The 12,679-nt window shown below is 61.6% G+C and carries 12 protein-coding genes; 9 read left to right on the top strand and 3 right to left on the bottom strand.

Going from position 1 to position 12,679, the window contains the following annotated elements; translation table 11 throughout:
* Positions 1-5: 5 nt before the first annotated feature.
* Both ugpC and FHT84_RS28040 read left to right on the top strand, forming a co-directional pair.
* Positions 6-1,094 (top strand): sn-glycerol-3-phosphate ABC transporter ATP-binding protein UgpC, encoded by a 1,089-nt coding sequence (gene ugpC, locus FHT84_RS28045; protein ID WP_112340048.1) that lies wholly within the window; start codon positions 6-8, stop codon positions 1,092-1,094.
* 51 nt (positions 1,095-1,145) lie between these two features.
* Positions 1,146-3,149 (top strand): aldo/keto reductase, encoded by a 2,004-nt coding sequence (locus FHT84_RS28040; RefSeq protein WP_183765336.1) that lies wholly within the window; start codon positions 1,146-1,148, stop codon positions 3,147-3,149.
* A 95-nt stretch (positions 3,150-3,244) separates the two neighbouring features.
* Here the strand turns inward: FHT84_RS28040 and FHT84_RS28035 are convergent, their stop codons facing one another.
* Positions 3,245-3,778 carry a methylated-DNA--[protein]-cysteine S-methyltransferase gene (locus FHT84_RS28035; protein WP_112340046.1) on the bottom strand — a complete coding sequence of 178 codons (534 nt, stop codon included), beginning with the start codon at positions 3,776-3,778 and terminating at the stop codon, positions 3,245-3,247.
* A gap of 254 nt (positions 3,779-4,032) precedes the next feature.
* Between FHT84_RS28035 and FHT84_RS28030 the strand changes: the two genes are divergently transcribed.
* Positions 4,033-4,368, top strand: coding sequence for a DUF6665 family protein (locus FHT84_RS28030; protein WP_183765333.1), 336 nt, complete (start codon positions 4,033-4,035; stop codon positions 4,366-4,368).
* A 3-nt stretch (positions 4,369-4,371) separates the two neighbouring features.
* Here FHT84_RS28030 and FHT84_RS28025 read toward each other — a convergent pair whose 3' ends face one another.
* Positions 4,372-5,574, bottom strand: a complete 1,203-nt coding sequence (locus FHT84_RS28025; protein WP_112340044.1) for an ROK family transcriptional regulator — start codon at positions 5,572-5,574, stop codon at positions 4,372-4,374.
* Between the two features lie 228 nt (positions 5,575-5,802).
* Between FHT84_RS28025 and FHT84_RS28020 the strand changes: the two genes are divergently transcribed.
* From FHT84_RS28020 to FHT84_RS27995, 6 genes are all read left to right on the top strand, one after another.
* Complete coding sequence (locus FHT84_RS28020) at positions 5,803-7,041, top strand: extracellular solute-binding protein (RefSeq protein WP_112340043.1); 1,239 nt, start codon at positions 5,803-5,805, stop codon at positions 7,039-7,041.
* A gap of 73 nt (positions 7,042-7,114) precedes the next feature.
* Positions 7,115-7,999: a sugar ABC transporter permease gene (locus tag FHT84_RS28015; RefSeq protein WP_112340042.1), complete on the top strand. Its 885-nt coding sequence runs from the start codon at positions 7,115-7,117 to the stop codon at positions 7,997-7,999.
* Positions 7,999-8,844: a carbohydrate ABC transporter permease gene (locus FHT84_RS28010; protein ID WP_095433470.1), complete on the top strand. Its 846-nt coding sequence runs from the start codon at positions 7,999-8,001 to the stop codon at positions 8,842-8,844. Before FHT84_RS28015 ends, FHT84_RS28010 begins: the two co-directional genes overlap by 1 nt.
* Complete coding sequence (locus FHT84_RS28005; protein WP_112340040.1) at positions 8,841-9,863, top strand: SIS domain-containing protein; 1,023 nt, start codon at positions 8,841-8,843, stop codon at positions 9,861-9,863. The genes FHT84_RS28010 and FHT84_RS28005 overlap by 4 nt, the downstream gene beginning before the upstream one ends.
* Entirely contained in the window at positions 9,864-10,793 is a 930-nt protein-coding gene (locus FHT84_RS28000) for a PfkB family carbohydrate kinase (protein WP_183765331.1), read from the top strand.
* A complete protein-coding gene (locus tag FHT84_RS27995; RefSeq protein WP_183765328.1) occupies positions 10,790-11,854 on the top strand; it encodes an ABC transporter ATP-binding protein in 1,065 nt (354 codons plus the stop codon). Before FHT84_RS28000 ends, FHT84_RS27995 begins: the two co-directional genes overlap by 4 nt.
* 531 nt (positions 11,855-12,385) lie before the next feature.
* Here FHT84_RS27995 and FHT84_RS27990 read toward each other — a convergent pair.
* Positions 12,386-12,583, bottom strand: coding sequence for a hypothetical protein (locus FHT84_RS27990; RefSeq protein WP_112340037.1), 198 nt, complete (start codon positions 12,581-12,583; stop codon positions 12,386-12,388).
* Between the last annotated feature and the right edge of the window lie 96 nt (positions 12,584-12,679).

Genomic DNA, 12,679 nt, shown 5'->3' with positions numbered 1-12,679 from the left:
TCCGTATGGCTGAACTTTCTCTCACCAATATCGTCAAACGCTACGGTTCGCTGGAAATCATCCACGGCGCCAATCTCGAGGTGAAGGACGGCGAGTTCGTCGTCTTCGTCGGACCGTCCGGATGCGGCAAGTCCACACTGCTGCGCATGATTGCCGGGCTGGAGGATATTTCCGGCGGCGAACTGAAGATCGGCGGGCGCGTGGTCAACGACATGGAGCCGGCCGACCGCGGCATCGCCATGGTCTTCCAGTCCTATGCCCTCTACCCGCACCTGACCGTCGAGCAGAACCTCAATTTCGGCCTGCGGATGAACGGCAATCCCAAGGCCGACACCGACCGCCGCGTCAAGCAGGCGGCCGAGATCCTGCAGATCACCGAACTGATGCAGCGCCGGCCGAAACAGCTTTCCGGTGGCCAGCGCCAGCGCGTCGCCATCGGCCGCGCCATCGTGCGCGAGCCGCAGATCTTCCTGTTCGACGAGCCGCTCTCCAACCTCGACGCCGAGCTGCGCGTGCAGATGCGCGTCGAAATCTCGCGCCTTCACAAGAAGCTCGGCACGACGATGATCTACGTCACACACGACCAGACCGAAGCCATGACGCTCGCTGACAAGATCGTCGTGCTGCGCGGCGGCAATATCGAACAGGTGGGCGCGCCGCTCGATCTCTATGACGACCCGGCAAACCAGTTCGTTGCCGGTTTCGTCGGCTCGCCTAAGATGAACTTTCTGCAGGCCGAGGTTACGGATAACCAACCCAGCCGCATCGCCGTGGTGCTCAAGGGCCAGCGCAATGTGCGCCTGACGCTGCCGATCACCTCCGCCAAGCTCGAGATCGGCCAGCCGGTGACACTCGGCGTTCGCCCGGAGCATTTCCTCGAAGGCGGGCGCGGGGAGGTCGACATGATCGTCGACGTCGATGTCGCCGAGCATCTCGGCAACACCAGCTATATCTACGCCAATATCGAAGGCGGCGAGCAGATCGTCATTGAGCGCGAGGAGTCCCGCAACACGGGCAACCGCGACAAGCTCACCGTGGCGCTGGCGGCCGCCAAGACATTCCTGTTCGACAGCGCCGGCAACCGATTGCGGTAGGCGCTTCCCATTCCCCCAAGACAGCATGCAGATTTAGGAAAGGATCGTTCCATGACCACTGAGACACCAATCCGCTGGGGCATTATCGGCCCCGGCAGGATCGCGCAGACTTTTGCCGATGGTATCGCCCATTCCCGCAGCGGCAAGCTGGTGGCCATCGCCAGCCGCAACCCGGACAAGCCAGGTCTCGGCGACGGTTTCCCGGGCGCGCGCATCGTTAGCGGTTATGAAGCCCTGCTCGCCGACAAGGAAATCGACGCCGTCTATATCGCTACGCCGCACACCGGCCATGCCGAATGGGCAATCAAGGCGATCCGTGCCGGCAAGCATGTGCTCGTTGAAAAGCCGATCGCGCTTTCGGCTTTCGATGCGGAAGCCATCTACTATGAAGCCAAGAAGGCCGGTGTCTTCGCCGGCGAAGCCTTCATGTATCGCGTCCATCCGCAGACGGCGAAACTGATCGAACTCGTCAAGAGCGGCGTGATCGGCGACTTGCGCATCATCCGCTCATCCTTTGGTTTCAATATGGGCAAGGTCAATCCGGATCACCGGCTGTTTGCCAATGAGACGGCCGGCGGCGGCATTCTTGATGTCGGCGGCTATCCGGTCTCTATGGCCCGCCTGATCGCCGGTGCGGTCGATGGCAAGCCGTTCCTCGATCCGGAAAAAGTCTCGGGCGTCGGCCACCTCGGCCAGACCGGTGTCGACGAATGGGCTTCCGCCGTCCTGAAGTTCCCGAACAACGTTATTGCCGAAGTGTCCTGCTCGATCATGGCGAACCAGGACAACACGCTGCGCATCATCGGCTCCGAAGGCCGTATCGAAGTCAAGGACTTCTGGTTCGCCTCAGGCCACAAGGGCGGCATCGGCAAGATCGACGTCATCAAGGGTGGCGAGACAGAGACGATCGAGGTCAAGGAAGATCGCTGGCTCTATTCTTTCGAGGTCGATGCGGCCGGCGATGCCATCCGCGCCGGAAACAAGGAATTCGCATATCCCGGCATCAGCTGGGCCGATTCGATCGGAAACCTCAAGGTGCTCGACCAATGGCGCACGTCGATCGGCCTGGAATATAGCGTCGAGAAGGCAGCAAAACGGACGAAGAACATCGCCGGCGCGACCGTCACCAAGGGCAACAGCATTCCGAAGCGCAGCATTCCGGGTATCTCAAAGCCGGCATCGATCGTCACGCTCGGCTTCGAATTCTTCCCGAATTTCGCAGCCGCCTCGCTGACGCTCGACGCCTTCTATGAAGCTGGCGGCAATGCCTTCGACACGGCCTATGTCTATGGTGGCGGCAAGACGGAGAGCATCTTCGGCGACTGGCACACCAGCCGCAACGTGCCGCGCGAGGAGATCGTGCTGATCGGCAAGGGTGCGCATTCGCCGCTCTGCTATCCGGATGTGATCGCCAAGCAGCTCGACCAATCCCTCAACCGCCTGAAGACCGACTATGTCGACATCTACTTCATGCATCGCGACAATACCGACGTTCCGGTCGGCGAGTTCGTCGATGCCATGGATGCCGAGGTGAAGGCCGGCCGCATCCGCGGCATCTTCGGTGGCTCGAACTGGACGCGCGCCCGCTTCGACGAGGCGATCGCCTATGCAGAGAAGAACGGCAAGACGGCACCGGCGGCCCTTTCCAACAACTTCTCGCTTGCGGAAATGCTCGACCCGATCTGGGCCGGCTGCATCGCCGCCTCGGACGATGAGTGGAAAGCCTGGCTGAATGCGAAGCAGATCCCGAACTTCGCCTGGTCGAGCCAGGGCCGCGGCTTCTTCACCGATCGCGCCGGCCGCGACAAGCGCGACGACGAGGAATTGGTTCGCGTCTGGTATTCCGACCGCAATTTCGGTCGTCGCGACAGGGCGATGGAACTGGCGCAGAAGCTTGGCCGCAACCCGATCCATATCGCACTGGCCTATGTCGTCGCGCAGCCCTTCCCGGTCATCCCGCTGATCGGCCCGCGTACGATCGCCGAGCTGGAGGATAGCCTTTCGGCGCTCGACATCAAGCTGACGCCGGAACAGGTGAAGTGGCTCGAGGGCTGAAATAGGTCTGGCGCCGTCAAGCAGCGCTGAAACAAAAAGCCCATCCGGAGGACTGGATGGGCTTTTTCGTGCCTGCCTGAATGACCATCAAACGATCACGCGGCAAAGTCGAATGTCGTCGCATCAGCCCCTTCGAGCCGCAGCAGATAGGCCTTGCGCTCGAGACCGCCGGCGAACCCGCGCAAATCACCGGCCGATCCCACGACGCGATGGCAGGGTGCGATGATCGAGATCGGGTTGCGACCATTGGCGGCACCGACCGCACGGATCGCCTTAGCCGAGCCGATCTCGGTCGCAATCTGGCGGTAGCTGCGCGTCTCGCCGAAAGGGATGGCGAGCAGGGCCTGCCATACCTTCTGCTGGAATTCCGTTCCGGCAAAATCGAGCGGCAGGTCGAAAACCTGTCGTTTGCCGGCGAAATATTCGCGGAGCTGCTGCTCGGTTTCCACGAGCACGGGATGGCTATCGTCTTCGGCCACGATCAGCAACGGCACACGCCCTGGGCGATCATTGTCCCAAAGGATCGCGGCAAGCCCATCATCGCTGCCGACGAGCTTCAAGGCGCCAACGGGCGAATCGATGATCCGATAGACATACTGCTTTTCCGCATTTTTCTGCGCTTTGGTCATGCCGATATCCTTTCTTTGAATTGCGCTCATGGCATCGGGCGAGATTGCCTCTGATGGAGCACTTATGTCGCTATTGGACCTCAAATGACGGTCGGCAACCACCCGAAAACGGCCAACGGGCACGAAAATCCCGGCATATCCGGATTCATGCGGACAGCCTTAAGATGACGCGGGCAACAGGCTCAGACTTGGGAAAGTGGCTGGGATTGTGTAAAACCATAGAGAGACAGATCATCAAGCATGCGGAGCCCGATATGACAGTTCGCCCGCCACGCAATTTCAATCCATCGCAAACCAAAGAAACCAGCCTCGGCATTCTCGAATATGAGATGCTATCGGAACGCGCCAGCACACTCGGCCATCATGGCATGAAGGTGGAGACAGCGCTTGCCGCGCTGCAGGAGGGCGAAGCCAAGGGCAAAGAGGGCGTGGAGCACGAGCGGCTGGTGGATATCGCGGCGCAAGCCGTCTGGGCCATGTTCATCCATCGCGAGATCTGCGGCCTGCGCAACGGCCGCGACGTCATCCAGCGCTACGGCATTCCGAATAAGGTGCTCGCGCGCCTCGGCGCCAGCCCGAGACATCCCTGACTATTAGGATTTCAAGATCGCCTGGAAACGCGGATCGAAGGCGTGGCCGATCGGCTCCGCCGCCGCACCGCGCGCCACTGCCCAAGGATCGGTCATGCCGAGCTGCAGGCGCGGCAGCAATCGATCGGGACGATCGGCATTGGAGGGCAACAGCGGCTGCATCGCAGCCATCAGCCGCGTTGCCAGCGCTGGGGGCGCGCCGCCGCACAGAATAACCGTCTGCGGATCGAAGATAGTTTCGATGAGCTGCACGCTCCAGCGTAGGTCGATCGCCGCCCTTTCGATCCAGGTAAGGATATCGGGATCGTCGGCAGCGGCGCGCTTATCTATCAGCGAATAAATATCAGGCGCCATCGGATCGACGCCGAGGTGATCGTAGAGAGAAGCCAGCGAGGCGCGATGCTCCAGCTGGGTCTGCCTCCCGCCTGATGTCAGCAGCGCCATGCCGATTTCGCCGGCATTGCCATGGGCGCCGCTATAGAGCTCGCCGCCGAGGATGAGCCCGGCACCGATACCATAGCCGACATAGAGGCAGACGGCATGGTCGAGGCCATGTGCGGCACCCACCATGCGCTCGGCGGTCGCGCAGGCCGCGGCGTCGTTCTGCAGAGTGACGTTGAGACCAGTGCCCGCAGAAAGCGTTTCCAGCAGCGGAAAGCGCTGCCAGGCACCCATCATCCAAGGATTGTCGGCATCCTCCTGCTCGATTCCGAACGGACCCGGCATCGCGGCACCGAGGCCGACGAGGCGCTTCTCCGCCTGAGCCACGCGCTCCTTCAATTCGCTGCGCACGTCTTCCACGAGCTGCAAGACGACGGGCGTACCTGTCGCCGGTCCACCTGCCGGTAGGTTCGCTTCCTTGCGTATCAGCACATTGCCGACGAGATCGACGGCGATGGCGCGGGTGATGTGACGGTCGATCTGCAGGCCGATGGCGAAAGCGCCCTCTGGCACAAGACTGTAGGGCGTCGAAGGCTGGCCGCGGCCGCGGCGCACCGTTTCCCTCGATGTGACGAGCCCATCGTTTTCCAGCTCCTCCATGATGTTGGAGACAGTCTGTTTCGTCAGGCGGGTGGCGCGGGCGAGATCGGCGCGAGAGAGCGCACCATTCAACCGCAGGGCATCGATGATCACCCGCCGGTTATGGGCGCTGGTGCCCTCGTGGTTCGTTCCGCTGGTAGCCCTGATCGGGCGAATATCGTTCATCTGTTTTTGCCTCTTGACAGCAATAGAATATTGAAGAACAAATTAGTCAAGACAATTGACTTAAAAGAAACCACAGAGTTTCATCAGGGAACGCAAGGGAGCCTCGAAGCTCCAAAACGCGCCGATCGATGCTCGGCAGCCAACCCGGCCAATTGCCTGCTCGACAACTGATGGCGACGTCAGCCGCCATTGGAAAAATCGCGTGACTGTCAAAAACCGGAGGCTGGAATGTTGAAATCATTGAACAAGACATTGCTCGGCGCAGCGCTGATCGGCGTATCCTTCGCCTCGCACGCCTTTGCCGAAACCACGATCAATGCCCTTTTCATGGCGCAGGCTGCCTATAGCGAAGCCGATGTGCGTGCCATGACGGATGCCTTCTCCAAGGCCAATCCAGACATCAAGGTCAATCTCGAATTCGTCCCTTATGAAGGCCTGCACGACAAGACCGTGCTCGCGCAAGGATCCGGCGGCGGCTACGACGTCGTGCTCTTCGATGTGATCTGGCCGGCCGAATACGCGACCAACAAGGTTCTGGTCGACGTTTCCTCGCGCATCTCTGACGACACGAAGAAGAACGTGCTGCCGGGTGCATGGACGACGGTCCAGTATGACGGCAAGTACTATGGCATGCCGTGGATCCTCGATACCAAGTACCTGTTCTATAACAAGGAAATCCTAGAAAAGGCCGGCATCAAGACGCCGCCGAAGACCTGGGACGAACTGAACGAACAGGCCAAGATCATCAAGGACAAGGGTCTTCTCGCCACCCCGATCGCCTGGAGCTGGTCACAGGCCGAAGCCGCAATCTGCGACTACGCCACGCTCGTCAGCGCCTATAAGGGCGACTTCATCAAGGACGGCAAGCCGGACTTCCAAACCGGTGGCGGCCTCGATGCCCTGAAATACATGGTCACCAGCTACAAGTCCGGCCTCACCAACCCGAACTCCAAGGAATTCCTCGAAGAGGATGTCCGCAAGGTCTTCGAAAACGGCGATGCCGCCTTCGCGCTGAACTGGACCTACATGTACAACATGGCGAACGACCCGAAGGACAGCAAGGTCGCTGGCAAGGTCGGCGTCGTGCCGGCGCCGGGCGTTGCCGGCAAGAGCGAGGCTTCCGCGGTGAACGGCTCGATGGGTCTCGGCATCACGTCGGCCAGCAAGCATCCCGACGAGGCGTGGAAGTACATCTCCTTCATGACCTCGCAGGCAACGCAGAACCAGTATGCGAAGCTCAGCCTGCCGATCTGGGCCTCGTCCTATAGCGATCCGGCCGTTACAAAAGGCCAGGAAGAACTGATCGCGGCCGCAAAGGTCGGCCTCGCTGCCATGTATCCGCGTCCGACGACGCCGAAATATCAGGAACTGTCGACCGCACTTCAGCAGGCGATCCAGGAATCGTTGCTCGGCCAGTCCTCTCCGGAAGATGCGTTGAAGTCTGCTGCCGACAATAGCGGTCTTTGATAATCTCATCGGGCGGCGCCAATCGCCGCCCGCCTCTTACCTCCTCCATGAAGAATGAAAGAAGGGGCCTGCCATGTCCGGCACCTCCATGACAACTCGCGCCTGGCTTTTGATGCTGCCGCTGCTTGTGGTGATGATCGCCGTCATCGGCTGGCCTCTCGTCGACACGGTCGGCCTTTCTTTCACTGATGCCAAGCTGGTGGGAACCGGCGGCAATTTCGTCGGCATCGACAACTACACCAAGATGCTGGCGAACTCCAATTTCCAGCGCACCCTGATTACCACGGCCTGGTTCGCGATCGTCTCCGTTGCCGCCGAAATGGTGCTCGGCGTGCTGGCCGCCCTGCTGCTGAACCAGAATTTCAAGGGCCGCGGCGTGCTGCGCGCGCTGATGATCCTGCCCTGGGCGCTGCCGACCGTCGTCAACGCGACACTGTGGCGGCTGATCTACAATCCCGAATATGGCGCGCTCAACGCAGCCCTCACTCAGCTTGGCCTCATCGACGCCTACCGCTCCTGGCTCGGCGAACCGGGCACGGCGCTGACGGCGCTCATCGTTGCCGACTGCTGGAAGAATTTCCCGCTCGTGGCGCTGATTGCGCTCGCCGCCCTGCAGGCCGTGCCGCGTGATATCACGGCTGCCTCGCTGGTTGATGGCGCCGGCCCCTTCAAGCGCTTCCGCTTCGTCATCCTTCCCTATCTTGTGGGGCCGCTTATGGTGGCGCTGGTACTGCGCACCATCGAGGCCTTCAAGGTCTTTGACATCATCTGGGTGATGACGCGCGGCGGCCCGGCAAACAGCACGCGCACACTATCGATCCTCGTCTATCAGGAGGCTTTCTCCTTCCAGCGAGCGGGGTCCGGCGCGTCACTCGCCCTCATCGTCACGCTGCTGGTCACGCTACTTGCCGCGGCCTATGCCGCCCTAGTGCGCAAAACCGCAGGGAGTGCCGCCTGATGGAACGCCAAAGCCCGCTCTTCACCTGTTTCATCTATGTCTGCGCCCTCCTCCTCGCCATCGTTATCCTGGCACCGATCGCCTGGCTCTTCATCATGAGCATTTCGCCGGCTGCCGATCTCGCTGCCAAGCCGTTGCGCTGGTGGCCGCAGACGGCGGATTTCTCGCGCTACAAGCTGCTGCTGTCGACGCTGGAAAACAGCGAGGGTGCCGCCTTCACCTCGTCGCTGCGCAACAGCATCGAAGTCGCAGGCATGGCGACCATCGCGGCGATCGCGCTCGCTATCCCCGCCGGCTGGGCCGTGTCGCGCACGCCGTCCGTCGGATGGTCGCTTTCCATGGTCATCGCCACCTATATGCTGCCGCCGGTGGCGCTTGCCGTGCCGCTCTATATGGGCCTTGCCCATCTCGGCATGCTCAACAACGTTTTCGGCCTGGCGCTCGTCTATCTGACGATTCTCGCGCCATTCACGACCTGGCTGATGAAATCCGGCTTCGATTCCATTCCGAAGGAGATCGAAGCGGCTGCCATGATCGATGGCGCCGGGCTGTTCCAGACGCTGCGAATCATTACGTTGCCGCTTGCGATGCCCGTGATGGCGACCTCAGCGCTTTTTGCCTTCCTGCTAGCCTGGGATGAATTCTTCTATGCGCTGCTCTTTACCTCGGACCAGCGCGCCAAGACCCTCACTGTCGCCATTGCCGATCTCGCCGGCGGCCGTGTCTCGGATTACGGACTGATCGCGACTGCCGGTGTGCTAGCCGCCCTGCCCCCGGTGCTGATCGGCCTTGTCATGCAACGTGCCCTGATCTCGGGCCTGACCAATGGCGGCGTCAAGGGATGACCATGACCCAAGAGAAAACCCGCCCCGCAGGCCTTGCTGCCATCGACCGCGAAATGGCCCGCCAGCATGCCGATGCACTTGCCTCCTTCGAGGCTGCGAGCGATATGGCCGCCAAGGCCGCTGCCTCGCTGAAGCGCACCGGCAGGCTCTTGCTACTCGGCATGGGCGGCTCGCATGCTGTCAACCGCGCCGTCGAGCCGCTCTATCGCGCCGCCGGCATCGATGCGATCGCCCTGCCGCTCTCCGAACAGCTCGGCCAGCCGCTGTCGCTTGATGGCCGCACGATCTTCATGACCTCGCAATCCGGTGAAAGCGCCGAAGTGCTGCGCTGGTTCAACGAGACGGGCGGCACTGCCGATACTTTCGGCCTGACGCTGGAGGGCAGCTCCTTTCTTGCAAAAAACGCGCTTTCTCTTGTCGGCGCCGGCGGTACCGAGCTTGCCTTTGCGGCAACCCGCAGCCTCACCGTCACCTTCGCGCTGCATCTGGCGATCTTCACCGCCCTCGGGCAGGATCCGGCGCCTGCGCTCGCCGTGCTTCGCACGCCTGAAACGCTCGATATTAAGCCTGCGCTCGCAGCACTCGCCAATGTCGCCACAGTCGTCACCTCGGGCCGCCGCCTGCAGGGCGTGGCCGAGGCTCTTGCGCTCGGCCTCACCGAACTGTCCCGCCGTCCGTGCTTCTCGCTCGAAGGAGGCCAGCTGCGACATGGTCCGATGGAAATGCTTGGCCCCACGATCGGCGCGGTGCTGTTCCGGGGCAATGATGCGACGGCGGACCTCGTAACGGCCATGGCCGTTTCCGCAGTCGAGACGGGTGCCCCAGTGATCGTCTTCGATGGCTCCGAGGAAGAACCGGTGCCCGGCTGTGTCACGCTGCGCTTCAAGCCGGAAACCGGACTTGCCGCCATCTTCCAGATGCTGCCCGTCGCCCAGTCGCTGATGATCGCCTTTGCCGACGAGCGCGTGGAGAATGCCGGCACGCCGATACGCTCCACCAAGATCACCCGGAGCGAATGAATGAAGCCGCTTGCAGTCATCGGCAATGTCAATATTGACCTGATCCTCGGACCGGCGGCGCCATGGCCAAGGGCCGGCACGGAGATCATCGTCGATCATGACGAACTGCGCGTCGGCGGTCAGGCGGGCAATAGCGCGCTTGCCTGGGAGGGCCTCGGCGTTGATTACGAGATCGCGGCCAATGTCGGCAGCGATCAGTTCGGACGCTGGCTCAGCGAGGCATTTGGCGCGCGCAGCAGCAAATGGCCTGTCAGCCCTGAGAGCACGACGCTCTCGGTCGGCATCACCCATCCCGATGGCGAGCGTACGTTCTTCACCACGCGCGGCCACCTGCCGAGGTTCAATCTCGATGACGTGTTTACGGTTCTCAACGGCGAGAAGCTTGCTGGCGGCTATGCGCTGCTCTGCGGCGCCTTCCTCACAGAAGATCTCACGCGGGATTACGATGCCTTGTTCGACTGGGCTGACAAGCACGGGATCACCGTCGCACTCGACACCGGTTGGCCGCTCGATGGCTGGACCAAGGAGAATTGCGACGCCACGCGGCGCTGGCTTTCCCGCTGCGGCGTAGCGCTCATGAACGAGGTCGAGACGACGACCTTGGCCGGCATGAATGATCCGGCCGAAGCCGCTCGCGCGCTCCATACCCTGATGCCCGAAGGCGCGATCTTCGTCGTCAAGCGCGGTCCGGACGGTGCGATCGCCATCGATGCCGACGGCGTGCTGGCTTCGGCCGCGGCACCAAAGGTTACCGTCGTCGACACGATCGGCGCCGGCGATGTCTTCAATGCCGGCTTCCTGGCCGCCCTTGCCCGCGGCGAGCCGCCTGCGGCCTGCCTTTCGGCGGGGACCGCGGTCGCGTCCCGCGCCATTTCCACACTGCCGCGCAGCTACGGCCCGGCCCAAGCATCCGAGGAGGCCGTTCAATGAGCGCGCTCGAAATCCAGAACATCCGCAAGAGCTACGGCGAAGTGGAGACACTGAAAGGCATCGATATTTCGCTCGAAAGCGGTGAGTTCCTGGTTCTGCTCGGCTCGTCTGGCTGCGGCAAGTCCACGCTTTTGAACATCATCGCTGGGCTTGCTGAGGCCACCAGCGGCGATATCCGCATCGGCGAGCGCTCCGTGCTCGGCGTGCATCCGAAGGACCGCGACATCGCCATGGTGTTCCAGTCCTATGCGCTCTATCCGAACCTCTCCGTTCATCGCAACATCGGCTTCGGCCTCGAAATGCGCAAAGTGCCTGCAGCAGAGCGCGACAAGGCGGTGCGCGAGACGGCGAAGCTTTTGCAGATCGAGGCGCTGCTGGAACGCAAGCCGAGCCAGCTTTCCGGCGGCCAGCGCCAGCGCGTGGCGATTGGCCGGGCGCTGGTACGCAAGCCGGAAGTCTTCCTCTTCGACGAACCGCTCTCCAATCTCGACGCCAAGCTGCGCATGGAGATGCGCACCGAGCTGAAGCGCCTGCACCAGATGCTGAAGACCACCGTCGTCTATGTCACACACGACCAGATCGAAGCGATGACGCTCGCGACCCGCATTGCCGTGATGCGCGATGGCCGTATCGAACAGCTCGGCACGCCGGACGAGATCTACAATCATCCGGCAACGCTCTATGTCGCGACCTTCGTCGGCGCGCCGCCGATGAACCTTTTGAATGCGACCGCCGATCAGGGTTCGCTCCGCATCGACGGAACCTCGATCACGCTGCCGATGCCAGCGACGAAAGCTGGCATCAGCCAAGGACAGCAGCTTGTGGTCGGTATCCGGCCGGAAACCCTGCGTCTTGATGAGCACGGCTTGCTTGAGACGATCTGCGAAGTGGCAGAGTTGACCGGCCCCGAGCTGATCGTGACCGCGAAGGCGGGTTCGCAGCGGCTGATGGCCTGCCTGCCGCCGCGCACCGTGATCGCGGAGGGACAGACATTCAAGCTCGGCTTCGACGCGAGCTCGCTGCATCTCTTCGACCGCGCAAGCGGCCAGCGCTGCGAATAGGCCTTTAAACCCAGGAATATGATCGCCTCGATCCTCAATGGGCCGGCGACCATCGCCACCGAAGCAAAAGCGCCGGAAATTGCACACTTTTGGGGCTGTCTTCAGCGGCTGCCCATTCCTATTCAGCATATTGGCGGCCGCGCTCTTTCTTAAAATATAGTTAAAGAAATCCACGCAATTATCTAAAAATACTTGATAATTTTGTGATATTTCAAAAACCCTGCAATGTACCCGCAATTCTGACGAGCAAAATAACCTGCATCTCCTAACACCGATCCGTTTCCCGAGACGGGCGGCACGGGAGAGAAGCAGAAACCGTTTCCGGTTCTCCAACGCAAACAGAGACCTTGCGAGCCAACGGGTGGCGCATGGGTTTCGTATGGAGTTATTAATGTCTCTCAGCGCAAGAACGATTTCGTTCGCCACTTTGGCTCTGGCGGTTGCGACCAATGCCTTCGCCGGGCCCCGCCCGGCAGGCGCTGCATCAAGGAGATGCAGTCGCCGTACAGGATGGTGTTGCGGCGGGGCGCATTATGCGTCGTTCTGTTCGGTTTTCGGCTTGCGGATGGTCAAGCGCCCGTTGAGCGGCAGGGCTGTAAGCGTGATGTTGATGCCTTCGCCGTCACTATGTGTCCATCCCGCGCCTACTCTCGTCCAATGCGCTTTGTCGCCTTCTCCCTCTACAACATAGACGGCGTAGTCGGGTTTGCTCTTTTGGGTCGGTTTCATGTTCGGTTCTCCCGTTGGTTATCCGGCTGCGCCTATCGTGGCCGGTCGGGGGATTCTGGCGACCGCGTTTTCTGAGCCGAAGGCGGACGCAGGCAA

It is taken from the genome of Rhizobium sp. BK289, from assembly GCF_014193575.1.
Taxonomy (GTDB): Bacteria; Pseudomonadota; Alphaproteobacteria; order Rhizobiales; family Rhizobiaceae; genus Rhizobium; species Rhizobium tropici_C.
The sequence above is the reverse complement of the archived record's forward strand: the minus strand, read 5'-3'. Positions and strand labels throughout refer to the sequence as shown.

Bases quoted from the DNA above. Each gene is read 5' to 3' on its own strand.
- ugpC (WP_112340048.1), top strand. From the start codon at position 6: ATGGCTGAACTTTCTCTCACCAATATCGTCAAACGCTACGGTTCGCTG.
- FHT84_RS28040 (WP_183765336.1), top strand. From the start codon at position 1,146: ATGACCACTGAGACACCAATCCGCTGGGGCATTATCGGCCCCGGCAGG.
- FHT84_RS28035 (WP_112340046.1), bottom strand. From the start codon at position 3,778: ATGACCAAAGCGCAGAAAAATGCGGAAAAGCAGTATGTCTATCGGATC.
- FHT84_RS28030 (WP_183765333.1), top strand. From the start codon at position 4,033: ATGACAGTTCGCCCGCCACGCAATTTCAATCCATCGCAAACCAAAGAA.
- FHT84_RS28025 (WP_112340044.1), bottom strand. From the start codon at position 5,574: ATGAACGATATTCGCCCGATCAGGGCTACCAGCGGAACGAACCACGAG.
- FHT84_RS28020 (WP_112340043.1), top strand. From the start codon at position 5,803: ATGTTGAAATCATTGAACAAGACATTGCTCGGCGCAGCGCTGATCGGC.
- FHT84_RS28015 (WP_112340042.1), top strand. From the start codon at position 7,115: ATGTCCGGCACCTCCATGACAACTCGCGCCTGGCTTTTGATGCTGCCG.
- FHT84_RS28010 (WP_095433470.1), top strand. From the start codon at position 7,999: ATGGAACGCCAAAGCCCGCTCTTCACCTGTTTCATCTATGTCTGCGCC.
- FHT84_RS28005 (WP_112340040.1), top strand. From the start codon at position 8,841: ATGACCATGACCCAAGAGAAAACCCGCCCCGCAGGCCTTGCTGCCATC.
- FHT84_RS28000 (WP_183765331.1), top strand. From the start codon at position 9,864: ATGAAGCCGCTTGCAGTCATCGGCAATGTCAATATTGACCTGATCCTC.
- FHT84_RS27995 (WP_183765328.1), top strand. From the start codon at position 10,790: ATGAGCGCGCTCGAAATCCAGAACATCCGCAAGAGCTACGGCGAAGTG.
- FHT84_RS27990 (WP_112340037.1), bottom strand. From the start codon at position 12,583: ATGAAACCGACCCAAAAGAGCAAACCCGACTACGCCGTCTATGTTGTA.